The sequence below is a fragment of the Coleofasciculus sp. H7-2 genome, assembly GCF_042747725.1.
In the GTDB taxonomy this organism is placed as follows: Bacteria; Cyanobacteriota; Cyanobacteriia; order Cyanobacteriales; family FACHB-T130; genus FACHB-T130.
In genome coordinates, this window is sequence record NZ_JBHZGO010000086.1 from 18,855 (window position 1) to 34,269 (window position 15,415).

Annotated in this window: 18 protein-coding genes and 1 pseudogene; 6 read left to right on the forward strand and 13 right to left on the reverse strand. The window is 44.6% G+C overall.

Annotated features, from left to right (window positions below):
• Positions 1-57 precede the first annotated feature (57 nt).
• The gene (psaI, locus tag ACFW2W_RS17435; protein ID WP_378180760.1) at positions 58-174 is read left to right on the forward strand and encodes a photosystem I reaction center subunit VIII; all 117 of its coding nucleotides are present in this window, start codon (positions 58-60) and stop codon (positions 172-174) included.
• A gap of 119 nt (positions 175-293) precedes the next feature.
• On the opposite strand, the gene ACFW2W_RS17440 is transcribed toward psaI, so the two are convergent.
• From ACFW2W_RS17440 to ACFW2W_RS17470, 7 genes are all read right to left on the reverse strand, one after another.
• Entirely contained in the window at positions 294-413 is a 120-nt protein-coding gene (locus ACFW2W_RS17440) for a photosystem II reaction center protein J (RefSeq protein WP_190410994.1), read from the reverse strand.
• Positions 414-461: 48 nt separating this feature from the next.
• Positions 462-584 (reverse strand): photosystem II reaction center protein L, encoded by a 123-nt coding sequence (locus ACFW2W_RS17445; protein ID WP_190410995.1) that lies wholly within the window; start codon positions 582-584, stop codon positions 462-464.
• A 13-nt stretch (positions 585-597) separates the two neighbouring features.
• Positions 598-732, reverse strand: coding sequence for a cytochrome b559 subunit beta (psbF, locus tag ACFW2W_RS17450; protein ID WP_378180765.1), 135 nt, complete (start codon positions 730-732; stop codon positions 598-600).
• Positions 733-1,103: 371 nt separating this feature from the next.
• On the reverse strand, positions 1,104-1,349 hold the full coding sequence (gene psbE / locus ACFW2W_RS17455; protein ID WP_378180768.1) for a cytochrome b559 subunit alpha: 246 nt from the start codon (positions 1,347-1,349) through the stop codon (positions 1,104-1,106).
• 110 nt (positions 1,350-1,459) lie between these two features.
• Positions 1,460-2,464 carry a photosynthesis system II assembly factor Ycf48 gene (locus tag ACFW2W_RS17460; protein ID WP_378181021.1) on the reverse strand — a complete coding sequence of 335 codons (1,005 nt, stop codon included), beginning with the start codon at positions 2,462-2,464 and terminating at the stop codon, positions 1,460-1,462.
• Positions 2,465-2,563: 99 nt separating this feature from the next.
• Entirely contained in the window at positions 2,564-2,899 is a 336-nt protein-coding gene (locus ACFW2W_RS17465; protein ID WP_378180771.1) for a rubredoxin, read from the reverse strand.
• Between the two features lie 103 nt (positions 2,900-3,002).
• A complete protein-coding gene (locus ACFW2W_RS17470) occupies positions 3,003-3,215 on the reverse strand; it encodes a hypothetical protein (protein ID WP_378180774.1) in 213 nt (70 codons plus the stop codon).
• Between the two features lie 4 nt (positions 3,216-3,219).
• On the opposite strand from ACFW2W_RS17470, the gene ndhC reads away from it, so the two are divergent.
• The 4 genes from ndhC (at position 3,220) to ACFW2W_RS17490 (ending at position 6,726) form a co-directional block, all read left to right on the forward strand.
• Positions 3,220-3,582: a photosynthetic/respiratory NAD(P)H-quinone oxidoreductase subunit C gene (gene ndhC, locus ACFW2W_RS17475; RefSeq protein ID WP_190411000.1), complete on the forward strand. Its 363-nt coding sequence runs from the start codon at positions 3,220-3,222 to the stop codon at positions 3,580-3,582.
• Complete coding sequence (locus ACFW2W_RS17480; RefSeq protein WP_378181024.1) at positions 3,579-4,325, forward strand: NADH dehydrogenase subunit K; 747 nt, start codon at positions 3,579-3,581, stop codon at positions 4,323-4,325. The genes ndhC and ACFW2W_RS17480 overlap by 4 nt, the downstream gene beginning before the upstream one ends.
• Positions 4,318-4,857, forward strand: a complete 540-nt coding sequence (locus ACFW2W_RS17485) for an NAD(P)H-quinone oxidoreductase subunit J (protein ID WP_378180777.1) — start codon at positions 4,318-4,320, stop codon at positions 4,855-4,857. The genes ACFW2W_RS17480 and ACFW2W_RS17485 overlap by 8 nt, the downstream gene beginning before the upstream one ends.
• A 417-nt stretch (positions 4,858-5,274) precedes the next feature.
• Entirely contained in the window at positions 5,275-6,726 is a 1,452-nt protein-coding gene (locus ACFW2W_RS17490; protein WP_378181027.1) for a DNA phosphorothioation system restriction enzyme, read from the forward strand.
• Between the two features lie 87 nt (positions 6,727-6,813).
• Here the strand turns inward: ACFW2W_RS17490 and dndD are convergent, their stop codons facing one another.
• From dndD to dndB, 4 genes are all read right to left on the reverse strand, one after another.
• Complete coding sequence (dndD, locus tag ACFW2W_RS17495; RefSeq protein ID WP_378180780.1) at positions 6,814-8,799, reverse strand: DNA sulfur modification protein DndD; 1,986 nt, start codon at positions 8,797-8,799, stop codon at positions 6,814-6,816.
• 61 nt (positions 8,800-8,860) lie between these two features.
• Positions 8,861-10,450, reverse strand: coding sequence for a DNA phosphorothioation system sulfurtransferase DndC (gene dndC / locus ACFW2W_RS17500; protein ID WP_378180783.1), 1,590 nt, complete (start codon positions 10,448-10,450; stop codon positions 8,861-8,863).
• Positions 10,451-10,468: 18 nt separating this feature from the next.
• The gene (locus ACFW2W_RS17505; protein WP_378180786.1) at positions 10,469-11,422 is read right to left on the reverse strand and encodes an HNH endonuclease; all 954 of its coding nucleotides are present in this window, start codon (positions 11,420-11,422) and stop codon (positions 10,469-10,471) included.
• The gene (dndB, locus tag ACFW2W_RS17510) at positions 11,419-12,510 is read right to left on the reverse strand and encodes a DNA sulfur modification protein DndB (RefSeq protein ID WP_378180790.1); all 1,092 of its coding nucleotides are present in this window, start codon (positions 12,508-12,510) and stop codon (positions 11,419-11,421) included. Before dndB ends, ACFW2W_RS17505 begins: the two co-directional genes overlap by 4 nt.
• A 130-nt stretch (positions 12,511-12,640) precedes the next feature.
• Between dndB and ACFW2W_RS17515 the strand changes: the two genes are divergently transcribed.
• On the forward strand, positions 12,641-14,242 hold the full coding sequence (locus ACFW2W_RS17515; protein WP_378180793.1) for a DGQHR domain-containing protein: 1,602 nt from the start codon (positions 12,641-12,643) through the stop codon (positions 14,240-14,242).
• Between the two features lie 61 nt (positions 14,243-14,303).
• Here ACFW2W_RS17515 and ACFW2W_RS17520 read toward each other — a convergent pair whose 3' ends face one another.
• Both ACFW2W_RS17520 and ACFW2W_RS17525 read right to left on the reverse strand, forming a co-directional pair.
• Entirely contained in the window at positions 14,304-14,774 is a 471-nt protein-coding gene (locus ACFW2W_RS17520; protein ID WP_378180795.1) for a DNA phosphorothioation-associated protein 4, read from the reverse strand.
• 58 nt (positions 14,775-14,832) lie between these two features.
• Positions 14,833-15,390, reverse strand: a pseudogene (locus ACFW2W_RS17525) (Uma2 family endonuclease).
• Positions 15,391-15,415 lie beyond the last annotated feature (25 nt).

The following is a 15,415-nucleotide window of genomic DNA, read 5'->3' on the forward strand; positions in this document are numbered from 1 at the left end:
GCCAATTCACTGTAAATTCAATTACAACCAGTGTTCAATTAGAAAGGAAATTTACTGATGGCAGCTTCATTCTTACCTTCAATTCTGGTGCCTCTAACTGGCTTGGTCTTCCCGGCTGTAGCGATGGCTTTCCTGTTTCTTTACATCGAACACGAAGACGCAACGGGCATTTAACTTTAGCTGGGCATTAGCTGGACATTGAAAAAAAACCGCCTGTTCTAGTCAGATAGGCGGTTTTTCTTGGATGATTTGATGAGAATTATCTCAAATCTGGTTGATTACCCAGCTTTTCTCTACAAAGAGGAACCTAGACCAGCGTAGGCACCATAGAAGAAAACACCCAGCACAGCGATCGCGCCCAGACCGGCGACGGTAGCTACAATCCACAACGGGATTCTTCCACTTCCAGACACAGCTTTTCCCTCCTAATTGAACTTAAAAATGATTTCAGTCAAACCCAGTTAGTTAAAGAAATAACTGGAAAACAGAATACCAAGGACAAAAACCAGTAGCAAGCCCAAGTAAAGAGAAGTACGGTTTAACTCAACTGGTTGATTATTGGGATTTGGACTCCGTTCTGGCATAATTAGGTTTCTCCTATCGTTGAATAAATTGCATAGAAGCGATCGCGCCCAAGAAAAAGATTGTTGGGACAGCCAACGTATGAACCGCTAGCCATCTAACGGTAAAAATCGGATATGAAACTGGCTGATTGGGCGTATTACTAGTCATGTTTTGCCACCTCTTTTAAACGACTTACTTGTTGACACTCCCAATTCTTTTTATAGAAATGGGACTTTTGGTACCGTAACGGGAAGGCTTTTCCTGCAAAAAGGGCTTCGTAGACCTACTATTGAGGCTACTGAACCTTTGAAGTCTCCTCCAACAAGCCAGAAGTGATTCTTTTCCCAAGCACTTCCGTATGCCTACGGTACTTAACTACCGATGTATCTAGCTGGATTCCCGTTCGCTTCTTATAGCCGCATTTAGACGGTACTTTTCATCCCTCTTTTGCATCGAATCCAGCCGAAATTGCCCCGGCAATCCTAACACAAATAGGTGCTTTTATTTTCACACCCAGATATGTCTAGGGACTGCCGCACTTATTTTATAAATTCCTCGATTTGTTGCTTGGATTCAAAGCGATCTTGAACAATCGGCACTTCCTGCCGAGTTTGGGTGTAATACTCGTTGGGGCGGGGTGTCCCAAAGGCATCGTATGCAAGACCCGTGCTAACAAATAGCCAGCCTGCAATAAATAATGCCGGGATGGTGATGCTGTGAATTACCCAGTAACGAACGCTTGTAATAATGTCCGAAAATGGACGCTCTCCAGTTGTACCAGACATTCAGATTCCTCCTCTAACAACAATTAAAAGCTAACTTAATTATGATACGAAACTTGGTAAAGAGTCACAAGCAAAGCATTAGTTGCATGACAACAATCTTGCTTTCCTCTTCAAGCCGCTGGCGACGAGCCTTCGTATTTCAACAAAACACCTCGCTGACCTATGATAAATCCTTGCTGGGGTGTTAGAAACAGAATTCTGTAAAGATTGGAAGGGATATCCTCTATCTCACGAGCTTTTTCCCAAGTTTTGCCGCCATCCAGACTCCGGAGCAAATTTCCACTGCCGCCTGTTACCCAAATTTCCTCAGGTGTCCGGTATGCCAAATCGAGTAAACCCCAACTGGTGGATACCTCTGGATATTGTGCTTCTTCCCACTCCTCTTGCTTTTCCGGACTGCTAAATTGTAGCTGACCGCCCCGCGCCAGCATCCACAGCCGACCATCTTGTGCAAACCCCATATTCTCCACCCTTCGGGAGCTATTGCGATTATGGGGCACCCAGGCATCTAGACCAGGCTCCCAAGTGGAGTAGAAGTTACCTTTGGCAGACACCGCCACATATTTGCCATCCGCAGAGCGAGACATATTGCGTACAACGCCCACCGCTTCTTGCACCATCGCTTTCCAAGTCTGTCCCGCGTCTTGAGTGCGATAAATTGCCCCAACGTTGGTGCTCATCTCAGCGGAGTTCGGACCCAGTGCCACAATTGTGTTTGGTGCCCCCGGTAACTTGTTACTCAGGGCGATGCGAGTCCAAGATTTTCCCCCATCCGTCGTGTGGAGCAAGATAGATGGTTCTCCTGTAATCCAGCCTTCTTGCTCGGCAAAACTCACGCCAGTAAAGCGGTATTGCCGATCTCCCAGTTCCAGGTTTCTTGACTCCCAAGTATTGCCGCCATCCGTTGTCTCCAAAAGTGTGGAGTCACTTCCCACAACCCAGCCATGATTGGGGTCGCCCGTAAAAGCGAGATCCTGTAAGTTGGCCTGCGTTGGTAGAGAAATGGCGTGCCAGGGGCTGTTGCTCACCGAAGGAACTTGACTGCAACTGGCGCAAAAGAGGACAACCGCCAACAATATTGCAATTTGTTTCAGCTTTCTCACAAATAAATTCATACTGTCCAGAACTGGTGCGTGCAAATCTTCTACTATGCGATTGATAATCCAGCGAATTCGGGGGTGATTCGCTTCAGCTTTTGCCAGCTGAGTTTGGTTTTATTGCAAACCATAGAGACTGATAAAGAACAAGAAGCCCAAGGCTAATGCCCCAAAAATGAGAAGATTCTTCTGTCCTGGGGTTAAACGGTTAACGCCCAGACCATAGCCCAGATTTTCCTTGAATCCAGAGGGGGAGCCTACAACGCCAACGTTTTGAAACTGTGTCTTTCGCACCCCACAAATGGGACAGCGCCAGTCTATTGGCAATTCTTCAAAAGGTGTCCCTGAAGGAACATCGCTCTTACTATCGCCCTTAGTCGGCTCATAAATATAGCCACAGGCGCGACATTCGTAGCGATCTAGTGCTTTGGCATCGACGGCTTGATTGCTCATGGCTCAAGATGAAATTGAGAAGCCAATCTTAAAATGTATGTTAAAAATTATGCCATAAGTAGGGGATGAGTCTTAATATTGTTTAGCTTGGCTCTACCTTGAGTTATAACTTCGCTATCGTACCTCGCTGCCAGTAACCATTGTCCGCTTCGGTAGGAGCCTTGACTAGAAATGCCGAACGGATCAATAAGAAAACGGTATCGATGACAGACATTCGCTGCCCCGCTACCAGCAACTTTGGCAGAGGCAGGCGCTTTATAATGTATAAATGTGAAGAAGTAATAACAGCCGTCCTTTCATCTGAGTGGTAGTACAAGATCGTGTTTGTCCTCAGTGGGTATGAGTATTTTTTAGGCTTCTTGCTAGCTTCCAGTCTGGTGCCGATTTTGGCGCTGACTGCCTCCAAGCTCCTGCGGCCCAGTGGTAGTAGTCCGGAGCGGCGCACCACTTACGAATCTGGTATGGAACCGATTGGGGGAGCCTGGATTCAGTTCAACATCCGCTATTATATGTTTGCGCTGGTTTTCGTCATTTTTGATGTGGAAACTGTTTTCCTGTATCCGTGGGCCGTTGCTTTCAATCGCCTGGGTGTACTGGCGTTTATTGAAGCCTTGGTCTTTATTGCAATTCTTGTAGTTGCTCTTGTTTATGCGTGGCGCAAAGGAGCGTTGGAATGGTCATGAAATCTAACGGGAAAACCGAGATTGCTGCCCTTGAGGCGCAGCAGAAAGAGAAGATCCTCAACCCGATTGAGCGACCCACTGTTACTCAAGAACTTTCTGAAAATGTCATCCTGACAACGGTTGACGACCTCTACAACTGGTCGCGGCTTTCCAGCCTGTGGCCTCTGTTGTTTGGAACCGCCTGCTGCTTCATTGAAGTGGCAGCGATGATTGGCTCCCGGTTTGACTTTGACAGATTTGGTCTAGTTCCTCGCTCTAGTCCACGGCAAGCAGATTTAATTATTACTGCTGGCACGATTACGATGAAGATGGCACCGGCTCTGGTGCGTCTGTACGAGCAGATGCCAGATCCCAAGTACGTGATTGCAATGGGAGCCTGCACGATTACTGGCGGGATGTTCAGCGCTGATTCCCCGACGGCGGTGCGGGGTGTAGATAAGCTGATTCCTGTCGATGTCTATTTGCCAGGGTGTCCTCCACGTCCGGAAGCGATCATGGATGCGATCATTAAACTCCGCAAAAAAATCGGGAATGATTCTATCCAGGAGCGGGATCAGTTTCAGCAAACTCATCGCTACTACAGCACCACTCACAAGATGCAAGCTGTAGACACCATCCACGATGGCAAGTATTTACAGTTAGCAACTCGCCAAACTCCGCCGCAGGAGTTGGCGGCTGGGATGGGTATGCCTGTACCACCAGCACTGTTGACGGCAGAAAAACAGGAGGAACGTCGTGGCTGAAGCAGAATCCCCAGCAGAATCTTCAGGGGAACCCCAAGCAGAATCCCAAATTGTGGAAGCGGGTAAGGTTTCCCTTTGGCTGAAGGAAAACGGTTTTGAGCATCAGGAACTAGAACGCGATCGCAGTGGTGTTGAGATTGTCAAAGTTGACCGGGACTTCTTGATTCCAATTGCTACAGCCCTCTACGCCTACGGGTTTAATTATCTCCAGTGTCAAGGTGGCTATGATGCAGGACCGGGAGAGGATTTGGTCAGCTTCTATCATCTAATCCAGGTGAGCGACAATGCTGACCGACCGGAGGAAGTGCGGCTGAAGGTGTTTTTGCCGCGAGATGATGCTAGAGTCCCTTCGGTGTACTGGATTTGGAAGACGGCAGACTGGCAAGAGCGGGAAGCTTTTGATATGTACGGCATTGTCTATGAAGGGCACCCGAACCTGAAGCGGATTTTGATGCCGGAAGATTGGGTGGGCTATCCGTTGCGGAAGGATTATGTCTCGCCTGATTTCTACGAGTTGCAGGATGCTTATTGATGCAGGCAAAAGGCAAAAAGTAAAAGAAAGACTTTTTCCTTGCTGACTTGTGGAAAGCACTCACTTTTTGTTTGAAGTGGGTGCTTGTTTCTTTTGGCGAAGGAACAGGCGAGATTGTATCAAATATTGCTTGACTTTTTCTGCGTATTGACATATACTTTAAGAATGGGAATCTGTGCGCCTAGGTAAATTGATTTTTAAGTTAAGTAAGCAGCTATTTTGGTGTAGTGAGTATTTAAATTAGCTGGGTAGATAAATAGCGATCGCACCTAACTACTGCCCTAAACCCATAAAATAAATCAACAGCTTGAATGGCAGGGGTAGTGGCGCGTGAAGTTGTCGTCAAAGGGTGTTTATAAAGTCGAAAGTCAGGCAAAAGAGCAATCTTATCGCCTAGCTTCGCCAGTAGAGTACGACCTGCAACCGATTAACAGACTTTTAGCAGTCGCTGCTTCTAAGGGTACTTACCATCTGCATCCCTCAGAAGGGAATCAAACACCCCTGGGATGCCCCCGAATGCCAGCGTCTTTACAACTGCGGCAGTATCAGCAGGAAGCCGTTGCTAGCTGGTTTGCCAATCAAGGCAGAGGGACGCTGAAGATGGCGACGGGGAGTGGGAAGACAATTACGGCGCTAGCGATCGCTACCTCACTCTATCAACAAATTGGCTTGCAAGTGTTGCTGGTAGTGTGTCCCTATCGACATCTGGTGACACAGTGGGCGCGAGAATGCGAGAAATTTGGACTACAGCCAGTTTTAGCTTTTGAGAATGTACGCAACTGGCAGAGTCAGCTATCAACGCAACTATACAATCTGCGTTCTGGCAATCAACGGTTTCTCACACTCATTACAACAAATGCCACCTTGATGAGTGAGGGATTGCAATCGCAACTCAAGTATTTTCCAGACAAAACGCTAATTGTAGGAGATGAAGCGCATAACCTCGGTGCAAGGCAGTTGGAGAAGAGTCTGCCTTCTCGCGTGGGATTAAGACTAGCGCTGTCGGCAACACCGGAACGGTATTTTGATGATGAAGGTACGCAATCTTTATTTGATTATTTTGGCAGAGTTTTAGAGCCAGAATTCACTCTGAAAGATGCAATTCAACAGGGGGCGCTGGTGCATTATTTGTACTACCCTATCCTCGTAGAACTAACAGAGGCAGAAGCCCGTGCTTATGTAAAATTAACCGCTAGGATTGGCAGGGCGCTGTTGTTTCAAGAACGCGAGAACGGTGCTTTCAAAGGCAGTTGGGAAGATCGTGAAAAACTCAAGCCGTTGTTGATGCAAAGGGCGAGATTAATTGGTGCTGCTACCAACAAGTTAACTGCTTTGCGCGAGTTAATGAGTAAACGCTTAGACACGACGCACACTTTATTTTATTGCGGAGATGGTTCTGTAGAAAGCACGCGCCAATTAAAAGCCGTTGCTAAAATTTTGGGAGATCAATTGGGATACCGAATCAACACCTACACCGCCCAAACTCCATTATTAGAAAGAGAAAATTTGCGACGTCAATTTGAGACGGGAGATTTACAAGGTTTGGTGGCGATTCGCTGTCTAGATGAGGGTGTAGATATTCCAGCAATTCAGAATGCTGTAATTTTAGCCAGTAGCAGCAATCCGCGCCAATTTATTCAGCGTCGAGGACGAATTTTGCGCCCTCACCCAGGCAAGCAACGCGCCACTTTATTTGACATGATTGTACTGCCACCAGAGTTAGATCGGGAAACTTTGGAAGTAGAACGCAATTTGTTAAGAAAGGAATTGCGGCGATTTGTCGAGTTTGCTGACTTAGCGGATAATGCGGGCGAAGCCAGAGTAAAATTACTGGATTTACAGAGAAACTACGAGTTGATGGATTTGTAATGCTTTCCTAGAGGCGAGATCCCTGAATTCTTAAACAAGTCGGGGATCTGAACCCCTGGCTCACAACTCCCATAGTAGGATGCTATATCACCAGAAATAACCGGGTACTACTGTTGTCTGGCGATCGCTTGAGTCGTATTTTAAAAGATACTGGTGAGCTAGAGCATCCAATTCTCGCAACCTCTCGACTTCAGTTTTGCCAATCTCAGTATCGGTCGATAATAAGATCACCTGATGACTAGCAGAGGGAAAATATCGCTCAACTAAATTCTGTCGGTGCGAAGAATCTAGTCGCCCCAGCGGTGTATCGATTGCTACAGGTAAGTGGTGTCCGGCGACTCGTGCTAATCCCCATAAAAAAGCGATCGCCAGTAATTGTTTTTCTCCGGCTGAGAGGCGATGCTTTGGTACAGGTTGTCCCTGCGGATCGTAGATAGAAAGGCTGAAGGTTTGAGTGTCAATGGCTACGCGATGCACTAAGTCGGATTTGTGCAGCAGATAGCGGAAACACTCGGTTACTTCTATTTCTAATTTATTGAGTTTTTTCAGAGTTAATTTTTCCCGAAATAGCTTTAGGGTAGCTTGAACTTTGGCAACGGAGGCGATAATATGCTGATTATTCTTTAGTTTGAGATTGTCCTCGGTATAGTCTTCAAGTTCTTTTTTGGTTTTAGCGATCGCTCTAGTCAATTCTTCACAACGGCGGTTAGCAAGTTCACGAGCAAATTGAGCTTTTGCGACTGCATTATTCGTTTCTCTAACAGCATCTTGTAGTTGTTGATATGCTTCTGGGGAAGCAGCAGCGGCTATCTGTCTATCGAGAGAATCTATCTCAATTTCTAGGTTTTCTAGTTCTTCTAGTTTTTCTTTGGCTCTAAACTTAGCAGTATTTATGCCAAAACTTAAGAAATTATCCAGTTCCTTGATTTCCTCTAATTCTGCTAATAACCAGGGACTTTCATTGGCGGCAATTTCCTTCTCAAGTTGTTGATTTTCTTGAATCATAAACTCTTTGATTTTGTCAAGTTGCTCGGAAACCAATGACAATTCTGTAATATAATTTAAGAAGCGATCATCTCGTTCTATCAAAACATCCCGTGCGATTTTTTTCTGTTGTTGACGGCTTTCCTTTTCAGCTTGGCATTTAGCTTGTTCAAGCAGGGGAGAAATTAAGGTGAGGGGAAAAGTACCAGCAGCTAATTCTCGCAGCGCCTCTCGCGCCTTTTCTGCTTGGGTTGTGAAATGCTCTTTTTGTTTTTCTAGACGGTTGCGATCGCTGGCGATTTTTCCTCCTTCGTACAAAAATTTTTCGGAAGCTTCGCGCTGTTTTTTTTCAGCCGTATCTAACTTATTTTGTAGAGAAGCTGATTCTTGAGTTGCAGCTTCTAATTCATCTTTTTGTACATTAAGTTTTTGCTCAATTTCTTCTAAAGTAGCGAGTTCTTTAGCACTAGCAATTTCTTTGCGTTTACGGCTAACTAGGATATCTAAATCGGCGGATAGACGTTCTGATAGTTCTAAGCCTAATAGCGATTGAATTGCCCCTACAACTAGGGTGGGTGGAGTATCCAATTCGGCAAGTTCTTTTACCTGTTCGCCGTCAAACAAAAATAGATTAGAAATTCCCAACGGTAACAGGTTCTCGATGTATTCGTCCCAGGTGTTGGCAAGGGCTTTATCAGGCCATTCTTCATTAATCAGAATCCCTAAAGTGTCTTTACCGTCTTTGGGTTCTTTTTCCCAATATCTGACAATTCTTAAAGTAGTGGGTTTGTCGTCTTGGATGACTTCAAAAGCTAATTCAATTCGGGCTTTTTCTGTGGGTGGAGTGTTGCGGTTGACTGACTGAGTAAGAAAGTCGTTATAGCTTAAGTTTCCGCGTGTGGAACATTGGGCGCGAGAACCGTACAACGCAAGGCGAATGGCGTCCATGAGGGTCGTTTTACCGCCGCCATTCATGCCGCCAATTAAGATAATGGGGCGAGTATTTTCATCAGTTTCGGGGCGGAGGTTGATGACTTGTCGCCCAAGATAAGGACCGAAATTTTGTAGGACGAGTTCGAGAAATATCACAGCTTATTGAGAATAGGTAATCGGTAACGGCTAATGGGTCATCGGGAATCAACAGCAACAATTATTCATTAGCATCATCTGCATTTGGCAATGAAAATTTCATGCTTGCCCAACTTAGCTGTTTCACTTTGTCAATATCGCCTTCGATGACAGCATTTTTCATGTCGCGTTTATCGTGGGCATTTTGAATGGCGTCTTCTTTAGATCGAGAACTACTTTCAAAACATTTATCCAATTTTTCGTAGACGCCGCGCCGAGATTTGACATGAAATTGGCGTTCTGTATCTAGCAGTTTCGCCATCAGTTCTAGGTGCATTCCGTCGTCATTGCAGATTTCTTGCAGCACTTCCCACTCGTCAGTGCCTAGGAGTTTCCTCTCGGCACCAGGACGAATGTCTTGGAACGATTCGCCTGTGACTTCTTCATAAATACGCGGCAAGCTGTCATCAAATTCGTGTTTTTCTTCTAACCAAATGCGACGAATTTCGCTTAATTCATCCTGGGTAATTAGGGTGATATCGCGCATTTCTGCTGGTGCAGTGCGGCGAACTTGGGTTTGTGCTTCTAAGACTCGCCTCAACCAATGTTCTCGCCAGTATTTTGTATAGGGGCCAGGAATTGGTTCAACTGAGGTTTCGTCGTCAACATTACGTTCAAAGAGTTGAACATTTCCCCAGATGCGCCGAAAATCTCTTCTGTCGCGATCATTTTCAATATCCAATTCGTTGCGGATATCGAGTAGAGGCTGCATCCATTCTTTTTCTTCATCATTCTGGATCATTGCCTCCATCGATTTATCTTGATTCACCATTGTGCAAACCCAGCACCCAAAGCGCGAACTACCACAGCTAGGGGTAGAAGTATCAACAACTAAAGGGCATTCATTATCTGCTGTTGCACCCCGATACATTGTGAATAAATCCTTGTTGCTATATCCCCAAGGATTTTGCCACTGATTCAAATAAATCCAGACTTCATCAGTTCGCCAATCCTGGATAGGGCTATAAATCAAAGAATTAGGTAAACTAGGGCTATGGTAAAGCAAAGACTTAAGTGAACTAGAATTATGATTAAGGCGGTCGCTGACTCGACCTACTTCATGCTTTTCCATTGAAGTAGCTCGTTTAACACTTTCTGCTTTGCGAGTGCCTAAGACAAGAATTACCTCTCCGTTTGTTCTTACTACATCACGAACAAAGCGGTTAGAAGGTTGGATTTTTAGGCGTTCAGTACACCATCGAAATCTATGGCGCGGGGAGGGATATCCCTTGCCAATCAGGTTAACCCAAAAAGTGTCTTTGATATCTGGATAAAGCAAATGAGGTTCTATTGGTAATTCTTGTGCTTCAGCGGCAGATTTCATTTGCTCCAACGATTTACGTACCCAAGTAGAAACTATAGGATTTTCTACTAACGTATCTGTTGTAATTACGTATATCTTTTTTGTGCGTTTTTCTGGCGTTAATTCTGCAATCGCATTCCAAACTAACTGCACTACTGTTCCACTATCTTTCCCACCCGAATATCCTAAAATCCAAGGAATTTCGTCTAAACAATATAAATCTTGGATTTCTTTATTTAGCCTTTTTATGTCTTCCACTAATTCCGTAACTGTGCGTGGTGGAAATAGTGACGTCTGTATTTCTGTCATGTTTGCAACCTTTATTTTTTATAATTTAAATACATTTCTGCGATGCCACTGTAGCGCTTCAATGCTTGGAAAGTATTGCTCTGAACTTGGCAGTAGAATAAGCTCCCCCTGAAAGTCCTTAATAGGTTTAGCGTTTGGGGATTCTTCTTGTAAGTCACTGGCAACTAAAATTTTAAAATCATCATCAATTCCAAACCAACCATAATCAAATGCCCAATGATGATTTTTACATAATGATATTCCGTTATCTGCTCTACTATTATAAAATTGTGCGAATGGTTTAATATGTGCGCCATCTACAATAGTTTGGCTTATAGTTCTAGTTACTTTCAATTTGCAAAATGCACATCGGTAGTCATAAATATGTACAACAGCTTTTCGGAAAAAAGCATTTCTAACCACTGATTTTCTAAAAATAAACTTTGGCTCATATTCTGTAGCCTCAAACTCAAGTTTATTTGTATCTTGAAAATCTTGGTTAATCTTTAATATTTCCTCTATTCTCTTACGATTATCTGAAAACCAAGATGCAACAAGGATATCAATTAACTCTTGCCTGGAAAGTTGGTCTTGTAGTAAATTAAACAGCTCGGCATCTAAATAAGCATACTCAACAGCGTCTTTTAGCTTGTTAGTGGTTTTAGGCTGTAAACCATTAAAGTTAGGCTTAAATTCAAGATGCCAAAAGCCGTCACTTTGCAGATGAAAAAATGGATAGTGCAGACCCCCCTTGTAAGACGTAGAAGCAAGGATAGTCCAATATTTATTGAAGGTATTAATCAAATCATCTGAAACAGTAATCTGATTATCGGTAATTAAATTTTGTGCAATTAAATCGATTACAGATAACAGCAGTATTGGCTTATAGTGAGCATCACCACGTTGGCGGCTACTACTCACATTAAGTTTGGAAAAACAATCGCAGTAGTAAGCTAAATTCCGCTGATTTTCTTGCTGTTGTCCTGTACTCATTTCTTCCTCCCTGCTGAAACACTAACATCTTCCAACCGTTCCTCATCCGGTGTCAGCGGTAAATTCAGGTGCTTCTTAAGATAAGCAATCATCAGACTGACACTGGCGCGGGATTTAGAAATCGCACCACTAGACATAATTATCCCTTCCCAATCAGGATTAGAGCGCGACCAGTCGATTTGTCGCAAACCTTCTAGATGTGAGTCCCAACTCTCAGGGTAAAGCGAGAGGAGAGTTGCCCCAATTGCGCCTAAACTAGCGATCGCGATCGCGTGACTATGCACGTAATCTCGCCGCATCTCGCCTGCACTGACCTTCCCGTGTAGAACTTGCTCCCAAGCTGGAATATAGCGACTAACCGCATTCCAGTAACGGACTGCTAGTTCAATCTGCTGTTCAGTCTCCTGGCGATCCGTTAGCAGGGCAAGAGTAGCATTATAGATGCTGTTGAGAGTAAATAGTTTGCCGGAGCGGGTAGACAGCGTGCTTCGTTCCGTATCCGTCAGGTTTCTAAAAACCTGGACTTGCTTAACAACTGACCGCACCAAGTTGGTTTTCTCGTCCCGACGATCGTAAAGAATGTTTAGCGATGGATCGGCAGTGACTGCATAGCGGTTTAGGTCGATAAACATCTGCTGCGATCGCTTTAGACCAATATCCAAAAACAAGATAACCGCGATCGTTTCATACCCCAGTTCGGGATTTTCCTTCAGCGCCATTTCCAGCGCCGCCCGTCGATGTTGCCCGTCATGGATGGCAAACCGCGCATCCATCGGCACTTTCAAGCGTCCAATCTTCCGCGCTTCTGTCTCTGTACCTATCGGTTCAAAAGTGATATCCGCGTCAATTGATGCCGTAATTGCCGAGAAAATGTAGTTAGTCGGATTGTTCAAAATATATCTGGCAATTTCTGGCACGCGGGTGCGGTTGAGCGATCGCGTTGTCCTCATTTCCGGCGGCATTTCCCCATCCTCCAAAGGGAACAACTTAGGGATAAATCGCACCGGACACATAGAAACGTAGTATTCTCGCCCTGCCTGAATTCCCCGAATCACAGGCAAAACGTACTCAAAGGAGGGGGTAAGCATAAATACCCTGCCTTATTTGATTTTGGACACGATATAAGTATTACATAAAGTTTTTAAAAACTTTATTTGACACAACAACTTTTGACTGATAGTTTTTAAAAATTAATTGAACTCTTCGGTAAATCTACCTATGAACAGCCCCAGCAACCCCACAACTGACCTTGCCAGCCAGATTTTGGAACGGGAAAATCAAGAAAAACAAGCGATCGCGCTCCTGCTAGATAGATATCTGGCGCGGAACGACCAGTTTTTGGTGCAGAAAATCGAGATGGGTGGCACCGAAGCTTATATCGGTTCCGCAACCCTGGAATGGTTCGCCAGTCGCGTTCGATTCGCGTCTCGCCTGCCACTTTTTCGGCAAAAATTCGACCCGGAGAAAGACAATGTAGAAATCGACGCCGAGAGTATTGAGGAAATTCAGCAACGACCCCTAGATTGGTCGCGCCAAGCGCCCTTGACGCAGTATTTAGCTGCTAGAAAAACTCACAAATTCCCGCCAGTATTAGTAGTTGTAAATCAACCTTGGGTGGACAATTCCAATGCTGCCGAGTGGGATGCTAACGGACGCGCGATTAAATCGGCTGGTGATTTTATGGCACTAGATAAAGACGGCAAAGTAGGGTTGTTGAACGTTTCCTCGGATGTAACTATTTTTGCCTTGGATGGTCAACATCGACTGATGGGAGTGCAAGGTTTAATGGAGTTACTGCAAACGGGAAAACTCCCACGATATAAAAAAGATAAAAAGCCTTCTGGAGCTGTTATTACAATTGACGATCTCAGGCAAAACTATCAGATAGACCCGGCTTATTTGCAAAACTTAGCCAAAGAAAAGATAGGCATTGAATTTATTTCAGCCGTTGTTACTGGGGAGACGCGGGAAGAGGCACGACGACGAGTTAGATCCATCTTTGTCCATGTCAATCTCATGGCAGTACCTTTAAGTAAAGGTCAGATGGCACAGCTAGATGAAGATGATGCGTTTTCAATTGTTGCCAGAAAAGTTGCTGTCACCCATCCTCTACTGAAAGATATCGAAGGTCGCAATCCCCGCGTCAATTGGGATAGTGCAACAGTTGCCGCTAAGTCAACCGTTTTAACCACCCTGCAAGCGCTCAAAGAAATGTCTGAACGCTATTTAGAATACAAATTCCCCAAGTGGAAACCTGTAGGGAAAAAAGGTTTAATTCCCATGCGTCCTGATGATGAGGAACTTGAGGAGGGAATTGAGGAATTTAAGCAACTTTTCGACTATTTAACAACTCTGCTCAGCTTTCAAAGGCTAGAAAATGGCGCAGAAACCCCGGAAATGCGCCGCTTCAATTTTGAAAAAGGTGGGGGGGAAGGAAATATACTTTTCCGCCCAGTTGGGCAAATTGCCTTAGCTCAAGCTTTAGGAATTTTGGTTTTTAAAAAGGGATTTTCGCTCAAAACTATTTTTGAAAAACTTCAGAAATACGATGCAGATGATGGCTTTAGTGGCATGGAGTCTCCTAATTCTCTTTGGTATGGCGTTTTGTATGACCCGAATAAAAAGCGGGTTTCAGTTGCCGGAAAAGACTTAGCCGCGAAGTTAATTGTTTATTTGCTGGGTGGTGTTGATGATGATATGGAACGTGCAGAAATTCGCCGCGCTGTAGCTGAAGGAAGAACAATTGAAGATAAAGCAATGGGATTTAATGGCAAGTTTGTAGAGCCAAGGCAGGTAGGATTACCGCCGATTCTATCTTGAGCCTTGCATTTCTGAACCACTGCCATCTCACCACTCAAATAGGATTGCTATAGAAGCTAACTCAAGATAGAAACCTGCTGAGATCGAATTCTCCTTCTACTTGTTCTTGCTTGTTGCGTTCAGAAATAAGTAGTAATAAAAGTGTGGCTGAATAGTCTACTGTTCCCCGCAACTCATCTTGTAGAATCTCTAACCCTCCGTTGGCATATTCTTCAAAAATACGGATGCGTTGTTCTTCGTAATTTTCATCAGTAGCAGAGAGAATTTTTATGTCTTTAGTTTCAGCGATCGCTAATAACTGAATCGCCCGATCGGTGCCTCTAGATACAAAAACCTCTAGCGCGATCGCACCCGGTTCCCTTTTGGAGATTTCCCCTAAAGGCGATCGCTTTTTCCGCTTCGCCCCCAATGCTGCCGCAAACACTATGACATCAGCATAGGTTTGGAAAGGGCCAGTTGTGCTATCAGATGCTACTAAGGCTTGCACCAAATCAGCTTTATCTTTGGCAATCCTGATTCTGTTTGCACCCATTGTCAACGATGGTTTGAATATAACGAGCGATCGCACTTCCCCCATTTTGCTCTAAAAGCTAGGGAAATAAGCAACTAATTTGCACTGCAATATCTGGAAAAGCCAACAGGGAAATTGTGGTATGTTCATCTAGAATCATTTCTTGTTGATAATTTGTTTCTCCCGGTTGGCGAAAAATATAAACTCTTCTGGCATTTACATCTACAACCCAGTAGTCAACAATGTTAGCTTTGGCATAAGTGCTGGCTTTTAGCTTGCAGTCCCTGTTGAGAGTAGAGTCTGCTACTTCAATTAATAGGAAAATCTCATTAGGAGTTGGGTGATGGTCGAGGTAATTTCAAGTATCGATACGCACAACAGCGATATCAGGTTCTGGTTCTGAGTTAGGACAAAGAGTAATAGGTAACTGCATCCGTAAGAAAGCTTGACCTACAAATAGGCTGCTGAGGTAATTGAAACTCCACTGTGTTGTGGCAGCATGAGGAGGTTGTTGGGGACTGATTTCGAGGATTTGTCCTTCAAGTAATTCTACGCGATCGCTAGTTGTCAGAATTTCTGCCTCAATCATGCGGTGGTATTCGTCTACAGTCCACAAACGGACACCTGTTGCAGTCATATAATTTTAGTTACAAAAACAGTTT

Excerpts from the sequence above, each read along its gene's own strand:
- psaI (WP_378180760.1), top strand. The coding sequence starts at position 58 with ATGGCAGCTTCATTCTTACCTTCAATTCTGGTGCCTCTAACTGGCTTG.
- ACFW2W_RS17445 (WP_190410995.1), bottom strand. The coding sequence starts at position 584 with ATGCCAGAACGGAGTCCAAATCCCAATAATCAACCAGTTGAGTTAAAC.
- psbF (WP_378180765.1), bottom strand. The coding sequence starts at position 732 with ATGACTAGTAATACGCCCAATCAGCCAGTTTCATATCCGATTTTTACC.
- psbE (WP_378180768.1), bottom strand. The coding sequence starts at position 1,349 with ATGTCTGGTACAACTGGAGAGCGTCCATTTTCGGACATTATTACAAGC.
- ACFW2W_RS17460 (WP_378181021.1), bottom strand. The coding sequence starts at position 2,464 with ATGAATTTATTTGTGAGAAAGCTGAAACAAATTGCAATATTGTTGGCG.
- ACFW2W_RS17465 (WP_378180771.1), bottom strand. The coding sequence starts at position 2,899 with ATGAGCAATCAAGCCGTCGATGCCAAAGCACTAGATCGCTACGAATGT.
- ACFW2W_RS17480 (WP_378181024.1), top strand. The coding sequence starts at position 3,579 with ATGAAATCTAACGGGAAAACCGAGATTGCTGCCCTTGAGGCGCAGCAG.
- dndC (WP_378180783.1), bottom strand. The coding sequence starts at position 10,450 with ATGACAGAAATACAGACGTCACTATTTCCACCACGCACAGTTACGGAA.
- ACFW2W_RS17505 (WP_378180786.1), bottom strand. The coding sequence starts at position 11,422 with ATGAGTACAGGACAACAGCAAGAAAATCAGCGGAATTTAGCTTACTAC.
- dndB (WP_378180790.1), bottom strand. The coding sequence starts at position 12,510 with ATGCTTACCCCCTCCTTTGAGTACGTTTTGCCTGTGATTCGGGGAATT.
- ACFW2W_RS17515 (WP_378180793.1), top strand. The coding sequence starts at position 12,641 with ATGAACAGCCCCAGCAACCCCACAACTGACCTTGCCAGCCAGATTTTG.
- ACFW2W_RS17520 (WP_378180795.1), bottom strand. The coding sequence starts at position 14,774 with ATGGGTGCAAACAGAATCAGGATTGCCAAAGATAAAGCTGATTTGGTG.